The following is a 16748-nucleotide window of genomic DNA, read 5'->3' on the forward strand; positions in this document are numbered from 1 at the left end:
TCATTCGGTTGGATGGTCCAGCGTCAGTAGCAGGCTGGCATTGTTGCCGCCGAAGGCGAAGCTGTTGCTCAGCGCCCGGCGCGGCCGGCGTTCTGGTGTTGCCCCGGTCGTCACCAGAGGGAGCGGAGGAAGCTCCGGATCGTAGGTGCCGTCGAAACGGTGTGCCGGCAACCGCCCCTGGGCGAGTGCCAGCCAGCAGAAAGCGGCTTCCAGGGCCCCCGCGGCGCCAAGCGTGTGTCCCGTCAATCCCTTGGTCGAGCTGCAGGCCGGCGGGGTGGGAAACAGCATCGTCACGGCCGCGGCCTCCATGCTGTCGTTGAGCGCCGTGCCGGTGCCGTGCAGGTTGAGGTAGTCGATCTCGGACGCGTCGAGCCCGGCCATCGCCAGCGCCTGACGCATCGCTTCCGCTGCGCCACTGCCATCCGGGCGGGGTGCGGAGATGTGGTGAGCGTCGACGCTCTCGCCAACGCCGGCGAGCTGGATACCGCCGCTCTCGGGCGTCACCACGAACAGGGCCGCCGCTTCGCCGAGATTGATTCCGTCGCGATGCCGGGAGAAGGGCTGACAGGGATTGTCGCTGACGGCTTCCAGGCTCAGGAATCCATTGACCGTGAGACGACACAGGCTATCGGCGCCGCCGGCGATCACCGCATCGCACTGGCCACTCTTGAGCAGGCGCCTGGCGCTGGCCAGCGCTCTGGCGCTGGAGCTGCAGGCCGTCGACAGGGTGTAGCAGGGGCCGGTGATACCCAGACGCTCCGCGAGGAAGCGCGCCGGTGCGCCCAGCTCCTGGCGCGCGTAAGCGAAATCCTCCGGCAGCGGGCCCTCTCGGCCGCTCTTCGCCAATGCCGCCTCGGTCTCGCCGATGCCGGACGTGCTGCTGCCGATGACCACCCCGATCCGATCTCCCGGCACCGCGGACAACAGGGCTTCCAGTTCGTCGCCGAGGCGAGCCAGGGCGAGCGCCAGCAGCCGGTTGTTGCGGCTGCGATGGTCCTTGGGCCAGTGGCTGTCGTCGGGGAGTTCACTGGCGACCTGTCCTAGCGGCAGCGGACGGCCCGGGGTGAAGACGTCGCTGGTGGTCAGGCCGCGCTGGCCCGAGAACAGGGCGCGGCCGATCGTGTCCAGATCGTCGCCCAGCGAGCAGACCACGCCGGGGCGGGACAGGCGGCAAGAAGAAGCACTCATGAATCATCGTTCTCCTGCATCGGGTCGATCGTCAAGCGGTAGTGGCCCTGGCGGTCGTCCAGCATCAGTGTCTCGGCGCGATCGCGCGCCGGCACCGGCGTGATGCGGGCGATCAATCGCCCCCGATAGGTGATGTCGCGACTCGCCGCGCTGTCGACGACCTGCCAGGCGCTTCCCGCGAAGGCCTCGTGCAAGGCATCGAGAGGCCACAGGCTCCACTCCAGACGGGACGCCAGCCATTCTGGCGGTATCGGCAGCGGGGGTTCGCCCGGCGCATCGCCAGCCTCGAAGCGGGCGCCGTCGGCGTCGCGAACCAGCGTCGTCAGTCGCTGGCCGTAGGGCGTCACCAGCACCGCACGCAGGTGCTCCGGATCGATCCGGATGAACGCGATCAAGGTCCGGGCTTCGCCCTCATCCGGTTCGAAGGTGAGCTGGCTCTTCAGCGTGTCGGTCGTGGCGGCGGCGACCAGTGGCGGCGGCGGCGACACCGGCGGACTCAAGCTGCAGGCGGACAGGGCGAACGCCAGGCCCAGTGGCAGCAGGGGAAAGATGCGCCTCATCGTTCGGTCTCCGGCGACAGGCCAGGATCCGGCTGACGCGCATTGGCCGTCCCGGTCCCCGGCGCCCTCGATGCGGCCTGGCTCTCGCAGATGGCGGCCAGCGTGTCGATATGCCGGGCCGAGTCGGTGGCGAACGGGTTGCGACGGTCCCAGGCGTAGCCGGCCAGAATGGCGCTGATGCGCTCCTTGATGTCGCGGGGCGCGTCGGCGTGGAAGATGATCGTCTGGAGTCGGCCGTCGTACCACGCATCGACGAAGGCGCGAAATGTCTCGACGCCCTCGCGCAGCGGCTGCTCGAACTGGCCCTGCCAGTCGATCGTCTCGCCGGCCAGCTGGCGATCCACCAGCGGTGCCGCCAGACTCGCGGATTTCAGCGCAATGGTGACACCGGAAGAGAACACCGGGTCCAGGAACTCGCCAGCGTTGCCCAGCAGCACATGACCGACGCCGTGCAGCCGGGTGACATCGGCGGAATATCCGCGGAGCTCGCCGACCGGGCGGGTCGGCCGCGCACCCTCCAAGAGCTGGCGGAAACGGGGTTCGGTGTCGATCAGCGCCTGCCAGCGTGTCTCGGGCGAGTGGCCGTAGGCGTCTATTCTCGCCGTCTGGCCGACCACGCCCACCGAAGCGCGCTGGTCGCGGAAGGGAATCAGCCAGTACCAGATACCGGCATCGTCGGGATGAACGCCGATGAGGATCTTCTCGCGATCATGGCTCGGCTCCACCGGGCAGGCCTCGACATGGGTGAACAGCGCGGTGCGGGGAATCTGGCGGGCATCGCGCTCGAGCTCCTCGAGCCGGGCCAGTACACGCCCGTAGCCGCTGGCGTCGACGACGAAGCAGGCGGTCAGGGTGCGGGCATTGCCCGATTCATCGACGACATCGACCTCGGGTCGATCGGGATCGGCGCGGAAGGCGGTGACGGTGATGCCGAATTCGACCTCTGCGCCTTTCGCCCGGGCAGCCTCGATCAGCCGATGGTCGAAGTCGGCGCGCTCGACCTGGAAGGTCGTGCCCCAGCCCGGCGTGAATTTCTCGCGGAAGTCGATCGTCGTGCTCTCGCCGCCGCGGGTGAACGCGGCACCGTTCTTGGGTTGATAGCCGGCGGCCTGGACGGCCTCGAGGAGGCCGGCCTCTTCGAGATGGCCCATGCACTGCGGCAGCAGGCTCTCGCCGATGGAAAAGCGCGGAAAATGGCTGCGCTCGACCACCAGGACGCGACGGCCGCGGGCGGCCAGCTGTGCCGCGATCGCGGCACCGGCGGGGCCGGCGCCAATCACGATGACCTCGTGGTCGGCTTCAGACATGTTCGCTCTCCCGTGGTGATGTCGTCGAATGGCCAGTTTCCGGGCGTACCCACGGGACCAGTGCCCAGACGCTGGCCAGGCCGATCAGGCAGGTCAGGCCGAGATAGTGCAGCGCGGGTGTGGCGCTGAAGGCCAGCATACCGAAAGCCAGCAGGCTGGTGAGCGTCGATAGCGTGATCGCCAGCCACGCAGCCGGCTTGCGAGCATGCTCCACGTTGAAGATACCGGCATCCAGCCCGATTCCCAAGATCAGCAGCAGGCCCAATTGGTTGAAGATATTGAGTGGGACGCCGCCGACGGCGAAGGCGGTCAACACGATGAGCGTGGCGCCGAAGGGCGGTACCACCACACGCCAGGCGTGACGTCGATAACGCCACAGCAGTGCCAGCGTCATCAACGCCATGGCCGTTATCACCCAGATGGCGGTGTGGCGGCGGAGTTCGCCGAGCAGGCCGCCGATGCGACTGACGCGGTCGACGTACTTCACTTCCGGCAACGTGTCGGCGAGGGTCGCCAGGGCCGCGCTGGTGCGGTCATCGCGCTCGCCGGAGATCACCACGGTGGCGGCCACCTCGCCGTCACCCGTCTCGCCCAGCCACAGGCGCTGCTGGAGCGAGCCAATCGGTGTCTCGAGCCATTCGGCCAGGGTCAAGGGTGGCGCCTGGTCCAGGCGTGCTCGCGCCTGGTCGGCGACGTTCGCCGGCAAGCCGGCCCGTTCGACCAGTGCGTCCAGCGGGGGGCCGTAGAGCTTGCGTACCCGGGCCAGGTTGGCCTGCTGCTCGGTCAGCGTCGGGACCGAGCCGGCCAGCGACTGGTACTCGATCTGGAGCCCGTCGGCAATGGCTCGGTCGAGCGCTCCGTCCAATGTTTCGAGCCGGGCCAGCAGCGCCTGGGTGTCCGAGGCCCGAACCAGGAAATAGCGGCTGCCGGTGTCGCGGTCGAGCAACTGTTGGACGCGCTGCTCGTCGTGCATCAGTGCCGCCGGCGAGGGATTGAGCAGTTTCAGACTGTCATCGCTGGTCAGGCGCAGGGCGCAGATGGTCACCAGTACCAGCGCGCCGGCCAGGGCGAGCCAAGGCGACAGGCGCCGGCGAGGCTGGCATAGCCGCCACCAGCGTGTCGCCAGGCTGGCGGTAAAAGGGCTGGCGTGGAGCGTGAAGCGGGGCAGCCACAGTACCACGGTGAGCCAGGCGCCGATCAGTCCGAAGGCGGCGAACGCTGCCATCTGGCGTAATCCCGGCATCGGGGTCAGGGCCTGGGCCACATAGGCGATGACACTCGAGATCAGGCCAAGGGTCAGGCTCGGCATCAGCCGACGAAGCCGGAATTGCCTGCCGTCGATGACGCGATCGCACTGCAGGTGCAGCACATAGTCGACGGCGATGCCGATCAGGCTGGCGCCGAACGCCAGGGTCAGCAGGTGCAAACGGCCGAAAATGCCCAGCGTCAACGTCAACGCGAACAGCGAACCGGCCACCAGGGGCAGCATCAGTTGCAGCAACACCCGGGGCGAGCGGAAGACGAAACCGATGATCAGCACCACCCCGAGCAGGGAGGCGGCGCCGATGGTGGACATCTCCCGCTTCGCTTGACGGGCCCCGGCGGCGGCGTGGAATACCAGCCCGGAACGCAGCAGTTGCGCATCGGGATGCTGCTGTTGAAATCGTTCGAGCGTGGCATGCAGGGCATTCTGCATCGGCAGCTCATAGGGGGAACCTTTCAACTCGCCGATCAGCACGCTCCACTGCCGCCCCTCGGCATCCAGCGTCAGCAGACCGTCGGCGGCGCCGATCGGGCTGCGTGGGAGGCGTGACAGCCAGGCATCGAGCAGTCCGAAGGGGTCGGTGACGGGCTCGGGTCGCGCCGTCGGCGAGAACAGCCGGCGCAGCGCCGGCTCGATCAGCGCGCTGCCGCCATCGGCGTCGATGGCCTGCTGCCACTGCGGCGTCAGCAGGCGGTAGCGCCACTGCCCCATCCAGCCGTGCGGATCGGCGTCGGCCAGATCGAGCTCGCGCCAGTCGATGCCGGCCAGCTGGCCCTCGTCGACCAGCCGCTGCAACGCCTGGCCCAGCGCCTGCGTCGTCGCCACGCGGTCGTCATCGCCGAGCAGCAGCAGGAAGCGATTCTCGAAACCGCGCCCCAGCTCGCGGTCCGCCTGCTCGACCAGTGGCGCCTGCCGGTCGGCCGGCAGCAGGGCGGTGAGATCGGTATCGGCAGGAAGGCCCTGACGCAGCATCCAGCCCAGCCAGACGGCACAGAGCGCCAGCACCGCCAGCCAGAGCCAGCCGAGTCGACGGTAGCTGCTGCCGGTCATGAATCGTTCAGCGGGTGCTGGTCGAATAGCCGGACCTTCAGCCGGTCGCCGTCGGGGGTGCGCATGTCGAGATGATCGATGGTGTCGGAACCCTGCAGCGTGATCTCGGCGATGCGCTCGCGCAGCGCGGGCTCTCTCGGGGTCAGCGCGACCCGCCAGTCATCCTGGTCGCCGGACAGCGCCAGCGTGAAGCGGGACTCCAGCGCCTGCCAGTCGCCCTCCAGCAACTGCAGGAACAGCTGGGCGACCTGCTCGCCGCCGGGAGGCGCGTTCTCGCCGCTGCCATCGGTTATCGCCTGCGGCGTCAGCTCGATCCGCTCCTCGACCGGCTTTTCGAGTTGCCAGACGACGCGCTTGCCACGCTCGAACAGGAAGGTGCCCTGGCTGGAGAGCGAACTGTCGAGATCCGCCAGTTCGCGCTGCTGCTCGAAGCTGCCCGCCAGCGAGGGTGTGGCGGCGAGCCGCCGTTGCAGGTCGTCCAGATCGAAGGCCTGGGCGCTCAGCGGCACCAGCAGCAGCAGGGTGATCCACCATCGACGAAACGGCATGGTCGTGTCCTCGGGGTATCGCGTGTCGGGAATCGCCCGGTCAGGTGACGGGGCGCTCGTCCTCTTGGTCGGGCTTGGCGGCGTGGGCATCCTCGCAGTCGAGCCAGAAGGGGAAGAAGTTGAACCACTGCAAGGGGGTCTTCTCGCACTGTCGCGTCAGCCAGTCGACGTAGCGTTCCATGGCTCCCTCTATCCATGCCGCCCGGTTCCGCCGGCTCAACGCGCTGGTATCGTCGAAGTGGTCGAAGTCGATGCGGTAGCTGGTCGCTTCGCGAAAGCAGCCGATGGTGTAGACCGGGCAGCGCAGCAGGCTCGCCAGCCAGAACGGGCCTTCCGGGAAACGCGCCGGATGGCCCAGGAAGGGAAGCGTGCGGGCGCGTCCGCTATCGCTGATCGGCACACGATCCGCGGCGATCACCACGAACCCGCCTTCCGCGATCCGACGCCCCAGCCTCATCGCCGTCGATGGCGTGATCTCGCTGACCTCGATGATCTCGGGCGGGTTCTCGCGGTGGGTCGAGCGCGCCAGGACCTCGTCGAACTGCTGCGCGTTGCGTGTGTGCATCAGCAGGGTCGCGCGGAAGTCCTCCTGCATGTCGCTCATGGCGGTGCAGATCTCCATGTTGCCGACATGGGAGACGAGCATGATGCCGCCACGGCCGCTTTCGACCGCCTGGCGAAACCGCTCCCGCGTATCGCCCTCGAAACTGAGCGCCGGCGGGATGCCGCTCCAGGCGTCAATCTTGTCCATCAGGCTCTGCCCGAAGCTGCGGAAGTGGCGCAGACTCAGCCAGGTCAGATGGCTGGGCGCCTGGCCGTAGCGGTGCCGCCACAGCCGGGTAAGGTAGGTGTGGGAGGCGCGCCGATGCAGGCCGTGGGCAATATAGTAGTAGACGATCACCAGCAGCAGCATGAACTGGAACGGTAGCCGTCCCAGCTTGCGCCGGATCCAGACCATGGCGCGAACCCCGCCGGCAGTGCCGGTCTCGCGAATTCTCGACCAGTGATTGGGATTGCTGCTGATCGGGGTCATGAGAGGCGTTCCTGGCGGCGGCTCAAGAGATCGGGGAGGCGTCTGAGCATGCCGAGCACCAGACGCAGATGCATGCGGGCGAGCAGCACGTTGTCCCGCCATAGCTGGAAGTGGGAGACGCCGTCGATGGGGTAGCGGACGCGGACGGGCAGGTTGGCGACGCGCCCGCCCTGCCAGTGCCAGCGTACCGGAAGCTCGCTGTCGAACTCCATGCGATCGCCGCAGGGGTGCTCGGCAACCAGCCGGTTGACGGCGGCGACGGGGTAGAGCTTGACCCCGCACATGGTGTCGCGAAGCTCGAACGACAGCGTCGCCAGCCAGACCAGCGAATGGGTGATGTAGCGGGAGTAGAAGCGGTGCCGGGGCACGCTGGCGTCGAATCGCGGGTAGCCGAGCCGCAGGACCTCGTCGTCGGCGCGGAGCCCCTCGACGAAGGGCGGCAGGTCGGCCGCTTCGTGCTGGCCATCCGCATCCACCTGCAATACGTGGGTCAGCCCGCGCTCGGCGGCTCGTGCCAGGCCCGCCCGCACCGCCGCACCCTTGCCCCGGTTGACGGCCAGCCTGACCAGATCCACCGTCTCGGCCTCTGCCAGGGCATCCAGCACCCCGGCACAGTGCGCGTCGCTGCCGTCATCGACCAGGATGACCGGCAACTTCAGCAGCGCCAGTCGCGCCAGGGTCTGGCCGACCGCCTCGGCGTGATTGTAGACCGGCACCAGGACCGCGATGCGGGCGCTGTTCTCTTGCGACATTCTTCAACTCTCCCGCGCTTGCCGATGGATCAGGGCGACCCGTCCCGTTACATGTTTCCCGCGCTGGCTCTCGCCTTCGAGGCGCAGGCTCTCGGTCCCGTCGCTCCGACGGTGGTCCAGGCTCATTTCGAAGCGGTCGCCGGGCAGTAGCGGCTGGGGGAATCGCAGCCGCTCGAGGCTCTCGAACTCGCCATTCAACGTGAACAGGCGGCGCGCCTGCTGCATCGCCCAGTGCACCAGGGCGATACCGGGCAGTACCGGCTGGCCGTCGAAGTGGCCGTCCACGTAGGCGCAATGCTCCGGGACCTCCAGTGTGATCCGCCAGCCGTTCTCGTGAAGCTGTTCACCCAGCCAGCGCGGCGCGCGCCGGTCCTCGAGATCGAGGAACAGGCGCTGCCGGATCTCCGCGCTCAACTTGCCCTGACTATTGGTCGGCCAGGGGGCGACGAAACGCCAGTAGCGAGGTAGCACCGGCGTCTCGAAATGGGCGGCGAGTTCCCGGCGCAGCCGCTTCACCGTATCGCGATGCTGGCGATGATCGTGGGGGATGTCGTTCGGCGAGAGCTGAACGATGGCGGCGAGGCGAAGGTCGCGGCGTTGCAGCGTCAGGGTCTGCACCCGCTCGACGCCGGGGAGCGCGCTCAGGGCCCGGTCCATGGCCGTCAGCGAGATCCGTTTGCCACCGATCTTGACGATCCGGTCGGCGCGCCCCAGCAGTTCGAAGCCCTGTTGCGTCCGCGCGATAAGATCGGCCTGACGTTGCCACTGATCCGGGGTCTCAAGATGACGCGAGCGCAGCCATAGACGATGGTCTTCGTCGTGGCTCACCTCGACGCCGGGCAGCGCGGTCCAGTCTGGGGCTTGCTGCTGGACGCGCCAAGCGATGCCGCCGGTCTCGGAGCTGCCGTACACCTCGTGAACGGAGTGGCCGAGGCGTTCGTGGACCCGGTCGCTGGCGTCCTTGGAGAGCGGTGCTCCCGAGCTATAGATCGTTGCCAGCGCCGCGCTGACCGGCTTCCAGTCGAGCGCTTCCGGGAGCCGGGATAGCGCCGGCGGTGCACTGACGAGAATCATCCGCTTGCCGGTCGCCTGGCAGTGCTGCAACCAGGTGTAGAGGGTTTCCGGGTAACGACAGGGTCGGGCCGAGAAGGGGCTGTTCTCGCACAGAGGACGCAGGATCGAGAACAGCAGGCCGTAGATGTGCTGATGACTGACCTGGCTGACGACCAGTCGGCCCGACAGCGGCCAGAGCGAGGCCTGGGTGGCGAGTTCGGCATCCAACTGGTCGAAACGTTTGTCCAGCCGCTGTGGCTCGCCGCTGGAGCCGGACGTGTAGAGCGAGACGGCGATAGCGGGTAGCGGGCGTGAGTGCCACTGGGGCGGGTGGTCAGGGGGGCTTCCCGTCCGCCCGCTCTTGCGACCCGGCTCGGTGGGCCCCAGCGCAACGCCCGCCTCATCCAGCGCCGATAGCGTCTTCGGTTGGTTGTCTGCCGGGAGCACGACGCGATCGCCGCGCTCCCAGATCGCGATCAGGGCGGCACTGAATTCGATCGGGTCCGGCTCGAACAGGCGCCAGCTTCCACTCGTGTTGGGCGTCTCGAGCAGGCGCTGCTGCCATGCCCCGATACGCGCATGCCATTCGGGCACGGTCAACCAGCGCGATGGCGTATCCGCTTCCGGTGGGATCCAGGCGATGGCGTCCGTCGTCGCGCGGTCACGCCATGGCCGGTCGGCGAGTCTACGAAACGTCATGGGACGCCTTGTCTCGAGATTTCATGGCCGCTTCCGCTCGCCTTTTGACCCGCTGGCGCAAGCACCACTCCCCCAGGAACATGGCCAGCATCAGGCCGTAGACGATGCCGCCGTTGTACCAGGCCCAGACCTCGAGGTCGGCAAAAATCGCGGTGAACAGGGCAATGGCACCGTTGAGCGAGAAGAAGACGCACCAGGCCTGGGTCACTCGCCGGGTGTAGCGCACGGCGTGAGGGGGCAGATCGGGTTCCTGCCGACGGGCGAACCGTTCGATCAGCGTCGGCGGATGACGCAGGCCGTGGGAAAAGACCAGCAGCAGAGCCACGTTGACCACCACCGGCCATAGTCGCAGGCCGAGTTCTGCGCTGCCGGTCGCCATCAGCAGGACGACCAGCGGCAACAGACCCCATCCCCAGCGTCGTTGCGTCGGCGGCAGTCGCCACCAGGCCGCGGCGGCCAGCACCACCAGCAGTGGCCAGGCACCGTAGTGCGGCAACAGCCAGTGCACCACCAAAGGCCAGGCAAGACCGAGGATACCCACTGCCAGCCAGAGCAGCCGGCTGCGACCGTGGGTGGGAGTCGACGTGATCACGAGGGCGCCGCCGCCGTCATTGCTGGCGACGCGATTCGACCAGGGCCGCCAAACTCTTCAGATTGGCGAAATGCTGGCGGGAGGACTCCGCCTCGGATTCCAGGGTGATGCCGTAGCGCTTCTGTAGCGCGAGGCCCAGTTCCAGCGCGTCGATGGAGTCGAGGCCCAGACCTTCGACGAACAGCGGTTCGTTGGGATCGATGTCTTCCGGTGTGACGTCCTCGAGCTCCAGGGTCTCGATGATCATCTCCTTGAGTTCTTGTTCCAGCGCCGTCGTTGTCATCGGTCTTGATCGTCCTTGTGACTCGTTCGTTATCGATTACTGGCGCCCGTCGGGCGCGTTGCCGGTAGCTTGCCGGCCGGTTGCGGCGATCATCCCGTCGCCAAAACGGGTTGCCGCGGGGGGCGGATCATGACCGAACCGGCTCGAGTTGCCAACCGCGTCGGCTGATGGCGCATGTGATTCGTTGGCGACTGCCCATCAGCCAGTCGATGATGTCCAGGGGCTGCAAGGTCGAGTCGCCCGTCGGGATCATCGTCTCGACCAGGCGCTGGGCGCCTCCAGTCGGCTGGCTGCCGACCCGAAGGGCGACGGCAGCGGAGAGCGACGTGGGAGCGTAGGCGGCGAATCGCTGGGGAACGGGCTGGTCACTGAAGACGAGCAGCAGGCTCGACTGGCCGTCGGCGAGGTAGCCGCGGGCTTCCGCGATCAGCGCGGCCCACTCGCTGCCGCTGGCGGCTATCGCCTGCTGGCTGCACCGGTTGCCACTGGCGATGGAGTAGACGCCGGCCGTGGCGTTATGAACCGACAGGCCAAATCGCGCTGGAGAGAGGGGATCGCCTTCATTGAGGCCGTACAGCATTTCCAGCGTACGCTCGCCATCGCCATGGCGCGAGGCGTGCAGCACGATGCGATTCGTTTCGGGATCCAGCGTGGCGAGCATGTCGCAGACGGCTCGCCCGATCAGATTGAGGCGACGACGTAGCATCGCGGGAACGGCCTTGCCGGCAGGTTTGTCCTGGGTGTCGAGTCGAGACTCCCCCGCGGCCTCGCGGTGAGGCGTCCAGGCTCGCCAATCCTGTAGGTAAAGATCCGTCATGAGGCTCTTTTAACGGTCCGTATCGTAACAATTCTACGCATCATAACGGAAAACCGGGCCAGCGCCGTGCAAGCTTTGTGGATTCCGAAGGGGGCATCGCCGTCCCGGTGGGAGCGTCTAAGCGCCGAACCGGAGTCCGGCGCACCCTCGGGAGGACGATCCCTCGGGTCCGACAAGCCTACCGTCGCTCTCCGAGGAAAGACTTGATGCAGGTTAAGTCTCGACTTGGGTGAGAGGTAAAAAGCGCGCGGCGCTACCCTGGCCGCTATCGGAAACGCCAGCCTCGATCATGCTGTGCCGGGATTCACCGGGCGGCACTTCGACTCGATCGCGGGATCGACGCATAGTCCGGGAATTCCGCCATCGCCGTCCGGCAATCCTGGCCGGGCGACGGTCATGGGGGCACTCCGTGCCGGGGTGGTCTCGCCAATCCCCGCTGATTCCGACGTGGTGTTGGCCGGATGTTGACGACTTGCCATGATTCGAAGATCAAAACCTTTCACATCGAACCGCTGAACGGCGATATCATCCTCTGCCGCGCCCACGCCAGCGGCGAGGCACCCGTGTCGAGAGGCAAGCGGGATGCCCCGCGTCGGTCGCGGTCACGAGGACGAGTGAGCACGCACGCGCCATCGGCATCCCGCCCGATGGTGGAAAAAGAGGTGAGTGAGGAGATGTTGTCGTTCGATGCGCTTATTACAGAGGCGGAGGCTGCCGACACGGCGGGTTGGGGCTTCGACTGGTTGAATGGGCGTGCCAGCGAGGCGCGTCCACCGTGGGGATACGCCCGGATGATGGCCCAGCGGCTGGCGGCGGTTCGCGCTGCCCTGGATCTCGATACGGGCGGCGGTGAGGTGCTGGACGAGGCGGCTGTCTTGCCCCCTGTCATGATCGCCACCGAATCCTGGCGCCCCAACGTGCTGGAAGCAAGCGCTCGCCTTGCCAGGCGCGGAGTGCAAGTGGTGGAGGTTTCGGACGAGACTGGATTGCCGTTTCGTGATGGCGTATTCGAGTTGGTGACGTCGCGTCATCCAGTGGCCCCGAATTGGGAGGAAATCCATCGGGTGCTGCGGCCTGGCGGGTCCTATTTCGCCCAGCACGTTGGCCCGGCGTCCGCTTTCGAACTCATCGAATATTTTCTGGGCCCGCTCCCGCTCGAGCGACGCCAGCGGGATGCCGAGCAGGAGGCGAGGAGTGCCGAGGCGGCGGGTTTGACCGTGACCGATCTGCGCACGGCGCGCTGCCGCATGGTGTTTCACGACGTGGGGGCGGTTGTCTGGAGCCTGCGGAAGTGCGTCTGGTGGGTGCCGGATTTCTCCGTGAGCCGGTACAGGCCTCTCTTGCGTCGGCTGGACGCGGATATGCGCCAAGGCAACCCCTTCGTGGCGCACTCCACGCGTCACCTGATCGAAGCTCGTCGTTGAGCCGGAGAGACTACCGGCTACAGGGATCGTCCAGCGGCACCTCGCGAGGCCGGAAGCGGCGGGAGATGGCGTCGATGGCGATGTTGAGCACGGCGGTGACCAGCAGCAGGAAAAAGGCCTGATCGAACATCAGGTACTGAAAGGCGGAGTCGATGTAGAAACCCAGGGTCGCGACGCCCAGCATCCCGAGCAGGGCTGTCTCCCGCATGATCACCTCCGCGCGGTAGCAGACCAGTGCCAGCAGGTTGGGGTAGAGGCGGGGCAGCAGTTCGTAGGCGTAACGCCCGGATGCCGGCAGGTCGGGCATGCCCAGGGTCAGGCCGTCGGCGTGACGCGCGACCAGGAACGCGATCAGGGCACCGTTGTGCAGGGCGAGTGCCAGCCATGCCGGCAGCATCGATGGCCCCAGCATCAGCAGGAGGATAAAGGCCAGCATCAGTTCCGGCGTCGAACGCATGACGACCAGCAGCATCCGACCGCCGAATCCCAGCCAGGGGCGACCGAAATGGCGACTGGCCAGCGGCCACAGCAGCAGCGCCAATAGCAGGCTGCCGACAGTGCCCATGAGCGCCAGCAGCAGCGTGTTGCCGATCGCTGGCAGCAGTTCCGGTAGCCCGGCCAGCCAGGCGCCCAGCCCGGGCAGGTCTCCCTCAAGCAACGGTGAAGGCCACAGGTCGTGGCTGACGAAACGCCACAGCAGCTCGCCATCGACATCCGGCCATGGGCCGAGGAAGAACAAGGCGCCGATCAGTAGCGGCACCAGCAGGCGGCGGTGCCCCCACCAGTGCAAGGTGGCGACGAGCGCATAGAAGATCCAGAGCAGCGCGCCGGCTTCGCCGAACCGTCCCTCGCGAAAGGCGCTCTCCAGATAGAACCCGAGCGTCGGCAGGCCGACGAAACCGAGCAGCACGCTGGCGCGCATGGCGCACTCGAAGCGGTAGCGGGTGTAGCTGGCGAGTCGCTCCCAGACCAGCGGCAGTTCGGCGTAGAGGAAGCGTGACAACCGATCGACCCCGCTGGGCAGGGCGTCACCCGGCGCCCTGGGCGTGAGCTCCAGAATCTCCGCGTAGACCTTGGCGAAGATACCGGCATAAGGAATGGCCAGCGCGGCCAGGGCGGTGACCGCGGACAGGCCGAAGACCTGGAGGAACAGCAGTGCCCAGAACAGCTCGTGAATGGCGCGAACGAACGCGCAGAAGCTCCGCACCAGTCTCGAGCGATGAAACAGCAGCGCCAGCGGAAAACCGAGTATCGCGCCGATGAACGTGCCCCACAGCGCGACACTCACGGTCAGGGCGATGGCGCGCAGCGGACTCTCCAGCGCCATGAAGTCGGGCCAGGCGAAACCCACGGCCATCCGCCACAGTTCGCCCCACGGATCGACCGCAATGATTCGCAGGTCGGCGAGGGGCAGCAGCAGCAGACACAGGAGTATCAGCGCCAGCGAACGGCGCGCCAGCGTCAGGCCGGGACTGCGTCCCCGCAGCAGGCCGGGGGCTGGATTCATGTCGATGCGACGACTCCAGCCTCGTGGTGCGATGGCCCGGCATCCGGGTAGAGGGCGTCGAGGCTCGCCAGTGTCAGCTCGCGGGTGGGGGCGTCCAGCACCACCTGACCGTCTCGCAGCCCAATGACGCGATCGAAGTGGTCGAGCGCCAGCCGGTGCTGATGCAGCGCGATGATGCAGGTTGCATGGCGCGCCTGGATGCACTCCAGCAGCCGCCTCGCCTGGTGGGGATCGACGCTGGCCAGCGGCTCGTCGCCGAGAAAGACGCTGCGCTGCTGGTACAAGGCCCTGGCGATCGCCACCCGCTGGCGCTGGCCGCCGGAAAGCTGCTCCACCGGACGACGAAGCAGGCCCTCTAGGCCCAGTTCACCAACCAGCTGCTCGATCTCCTTCCAGGCGTCGCGCCGGGGCTTTAGAAGATTGATCAGGTTGGTCAGCGCCCGGTGTCGCTCCAGGCGCCCCATATAGACGTTGTGATAGACCGACAGCAGCGGCACCAGGCCGTGACCCTGCGGGCACCAGGCGGCAGCGTGGTCCAGCCGGCGCCGGATCTCGGCCAGCAGGGTGGACTTGCCGGCACCGCTCTGGCCCAGCAGGGCCACGCGCTCGCCGGCTTCGAAGGTCAACGACAGGTCGGGCAGCACCACTTGCGTCCCGTGCCCCAGGTCGACCCTGTCCAGCGCCAGTAACGACATCGTTGTCAGCGCAGCAGGCCGATGGATTTCCCTACCGCCTCGATCGGGGCGTAGTCGTCGTTGCTGGCCGGGATGAAGCCCGAGCGCGGGAAGCTCTCCAGCAGGGCGGGGTCGGTCATGTCGAGCAGGGCCTGCTGCACCTTCTGGGTGAATCCCTCGCCGTAACGCTCGTCGGCGTCGCCACGCAGGGTCCACTGGTAGTCCGGATAGGTCGGTGATTCCCAGATCACTTCGACCTTGTCGGTGTCGACGCGGCCATCCTCGACGGCGGCTTCCCACACGGTGAAGTTCACCGCGCCGATGTCGTAGGTGCCGGACTCGACCAGCGCGATGGTACGGGTGTGGTCGCCGGAGAAACCGACGCGGGAGAAGAGCTGGTCGGGGGCTTCATCGAAGCGCTGGCGGATGAAGTGCTCCGGCATCAAGCGGCCCGATGTCGATGTCTTGGCGCCGAAGGTGAACGAGTGTCCGGCGACCGAGTCGGGAAGCTCCTCCTGATTCGGTTCGATACCGGTTGCGGTATTGGCGATGAAATAGCTGCGGAACTCCGCATCCTCCGCGCCCTGGGCGATGGCTTTCGAGCCCGGTACCAGTTGCCGGGCCTGCACGCCCGACAGTCCCCCGAACCACGCCAACTGGACCTGGTCGTTGCGGAAGGCGGTGACCGCGGCGCCGTAGGAGGTGACGGGGACGTACTCGACATCGACCCCGAGCTTGTCCGAGAGATAGTCGGCGACCTTGGAGAAGCGCTCGACCAGGCGCGACTGGTCCTCGTCCGGAATGGCGGTGAAGCGGAAGGTGTCGGCGGCATTGGCGGTCGAGCAGACCATTGTCAGGACCAGGGCGAACATCCAGCGCATGAGCGGCGACCTCGGGTGAGTGAGAAGACGCACATGATAACCGCAATGTGGCACCGGGATTAATCGGCGTGGTCGTAGGAAATGACCGATCCGCCTAAGCCGCAGCAGCGGCTGGCGTCATCCCCCCTTCGGCGGGAACTTGGTCGGACGCAGGCTTTCCTTGATGGTCCTGAGGTGTGGCAGGAAGGACTCGCCTCGGCGCAGCGTCACGCCCGTCGCCAGTACGTCGATCAGCGCCATGTGGATCATGCGCGAACTCATCGGCATGTAGACTTCGGTGTCCTCCGGCAGGTCGACCGGGAGGATGTCGGTGCAGACGCTGGCCAGCGGCGACCCGTCGCGAGTGATGCCGATGACCAGGGCGCCGCTTTCGCGGGCGACCTGAGCCACCTCGACCAGGTCGCGGGTCCTGCCGGTGTAGGAGATGACTACGATGACGTCACCGGTGTGCGACGCCGCGGCGATCATCCGCTGCATCAGCACGTCGTTGTAGGCGCCGACCGGCAGATTGAAGCGGAAGAACTTGTTCTGGGCGTCGAAGGCCGCCGGCGCCGATGCGCCCAGCGCGAAGAAGTGGATCTGACGCGCCTGGGAGAGATGGTCGACGACGCGCTCGATGCGCTTGGGGTCGACGCCGCGACGGATCTCGTCCAGCGCCGCGATGGTCGCACCGATGATCTTGTCGGTATAGGCGGCGGCGGCGTCGTCACTTTCGACGCTGCGGCTGACGTAGGGGGTGCCGCCTGCCAGGCTTTGCGCCAACTGGATCTTGAAGTCCGGGTAGCCCTTGGTCTCGAAATTGCGACAGAAACGGTTGACCGTGGGTTCGCTCACCGTGGCAGCCTGTGCCAGAGTGGCTATGCTCATGCCAATCGCCGCATTGGGGTCCTGGAGGATGACGTCGGCAACCTTGCGTTCCGAGCGATTCAGGTCGTCGACCCGCGAACGAATGCGGGCGATGAGATCGTGCATTGCCATGGTTGCGGGGCATCTCCTAACGGCGGAATGATGATTGATTCGTCATACAGGCCCTGCATCCTAGCCTCTGGCGACACCAGCGCCAAGCGGCGAGCGTCGAGGCCGCAGGCGCTCGCTGGCGGCTGGACACGATATAAT

The 16748-nt window shown here is 67.0% G+C and carries 16 protein-coding genes; 1 reads left to right on the top strand and 15 read right to left on the bottom strand.

The window, feature by feature from the left end:
* The 11 genes from DOM45_RS17825 to DOM45_RS17875 all read right to left on the bottom strand — a co-directional run bounded on the left by DOM45_RS17825 (position 1) and on the right by DOM45_RS17875 (position 11146).
* Positions 1-1188, bottom strand: coding sequence for a beta-ketoacyl-ACP synthase (locus DOM45_RS17825; protein WP_110602697.1), 1188 nt, complete (start codon positions 1186-1188; stop codon positions 1-3).
* On the bottom strand, positions 1185-1748 hold the full coding sequence (locus DOM45_RS17830; RefSeq protein WP_110602698.1) for a DUF3261 domain-containing protein: 564 nt from the start codon (positions 1746-1748) through the stop codon (positions 1185-1187). Before DOM45_RS17830 ends, DOM45_RS17825 begins: the two co-directional genes overlap by 4 nt.
* Positions 1745-3055 carry an NAD(P)/FAD-dependent oxidoreductase gene (locus tag DOM45_RS17835; protein ID WP_110602699.1) on the bottom strand — a complete coding sequence of 437 codons (1311 nt, stop codon included), beginning with the start codon at positions 3053-3055 and terminating at the stop codon, positions 1745-1747. The genes DOM45_RS17830 and DOM45_RS17835 overlap by 4 nt, the downstream gene beginning before the upstream one ends.
* Positions 3048-5369, bottom strand: coding sequence for an MMPL family transporter (locus tag DOM45_RS17840; protein ID WP_110602701.1), 2322 nt, complete (start codon positions 5367-5369; stop codon positions 3048-3050). Before DOM45_RS17840 ends, DOM45_RS17835 begins: the two co-directional genes overlap by 8 nt.
* A complete protein-coding gene (locus tag DOM45_RS17845; protein ID WP_157958467.1) occupies positions 5366-5917 on the bottom strand; it encodes a LolA family protein in 552 nt (183 codons plus the stop codon). The genes DOM45_RS17840 and DOM45_RS17845 overlap by 4 nt, the downstream gene beginning before the upstream one ends.
* A 40-nt stretch (positions 5918-5957) precedes the next feature.
* Positions 5958-6950, bottom strand: a complete 993-nt coding sequence (locus tag DOM45_RS17850) for a lysophospholipid acyltransferase family protein (RefSeq protein WP_110602703.1) — start codon at positions 6948-6950, stop codon at positions 5958-5960.
* Entirely contained in the window at positions 6947-7702 is a 756-nt protein-coding gene (locus DOM45_RS17855; protein WP_110602704.1) for a glycosyltransferase family 2 protein, read from the bottom strand. Before DOM45_RS17855 ends, DOM45_RS17850 begins: the two co-directional genes overlap by 4 nt.
* A 3-nt stretch (positions 7703-7705) precedes the next feature.
* Positions 7706-9454 (bottom strand): ApeI family dehydratase, encoded by a 1749-nt coding sequence (locus tag DOM45_RS17860; RefSeq protein WP_110602706.1) that lies wholly within the window; start codon positions 9452-9454, stop codon positions 7706-7708.
* Positions 9441-10046 (bottom strand): COG4648 family protein, encoded by a 606-nt coding sequence (locus DOM45_RS17865; protein WP_240612453.1) that lies wholly within the window; start codon positions 10044-10046, stop codon positions 9441-9443. The genes DOM45_RS17860 and DOM45_RS17865 overlap by 14 nt, the downstream gene beginning before the upstream one ends.
* Positions 10047-10062: 16 nt before the next feature.
* Positions 10063-10329, bottom strand: coding sequence for a phosphopantetheine-binding protein (locus DOM45_RS17870; protein WP_110602708.1), 267 nt, complete (start codon positions 10327-10329; stop codon positions 10063-10065).
* A 127-nt stretch (positions 10330-10456) separates the two neighbouring features.
* Positions 10457-11146: a beta-ketoacyl synthase chain length factor gene (locus DOM45_RS17875; RefSeq protein WP_110602710.1), complete on the bottom strand. Its 690-nt coding sequence runs from the start codon at positions 11144-11146 to the stop codon at positions 10457-10459.
* Positions 11147-11760: 614 nt separating this feature from the next.
* Here DOM45_RS17875 and DOM45_RS17880 point away from each other — a divergent pair.
* On the top strand, positions 11761-12570 hold the full coding sequence (locus DOM45_RS17880; protein WP_205909498.1) for a methyltransferase domain-containing protein: 810 nt from the start codon (positions 11761-11763) through the stop codon (positions 12568-12570).
* Positions 12571-12580: 10 nt separating this feature from the next.
* Here DOM45_RS17880 and DOM45_RS17885 read toward each other — a convergent pair whose 3' ends face one another.
* From DOM45_RS17885 to hexR, 4 genes are all read right to left on the bottom strand, one after another.
* Positions 12581-14077, bottom strand: a complete 1497-nt coding sequence (locus DOM45_RS17885) for a PhnE/PtxC family ABC transporter permease (RefSeq protein WP_110602712.1) — start codon at positions 14075-14077, stop codon at positions 12581-12583.
* Entirely contained in the window at positions 14074-14772 is a 699-nt protein-coding gene (locus DOM45_RS17890) for an ATP-binding cassette domain-containing protein (protein WP_110602714.1), read from the bottom strand. Before DOM45_RS17890 ends, DOM45_RS17885 begins: the two co-directional genes overlap by 4 nt.
* A gap of 5 nt (positions 14773-14777) precedes the next feature.
* Positions 14778-15632 (bottom strand): putative selenate ABC transporter substrate-binding protein, encoded by an 855-nt coding sequence (locus DOM45_RS17895; RefSeq protein WP_110602716.1) that lies wholly within the window; start codon positions 15630-15632, stop codon positions 14778-14780.
* 117 nt (positions 15633-15749) lie between these two features.
* A complete protein-coding gene (gene hexR, locus DOM45_RS17900) occupies positions 15750-16610 on the bottom strand; it encodes a transcriptional regulator HexR (protein WP_110602718.1) in 861 nt (286 codons plus the stop codon).
* Positions 16611-16748: the final 138 nt, after the last annotated feature.

This window comes from Salinicola lusitanus (assembly GCF_003206045.1).
Lineage (GTDB): Bacteria > Pseudomonadota > Gammaproteobacteria > Pseudomonadales > Halomonadaceae > Salinicola > Salinicola lusitanus.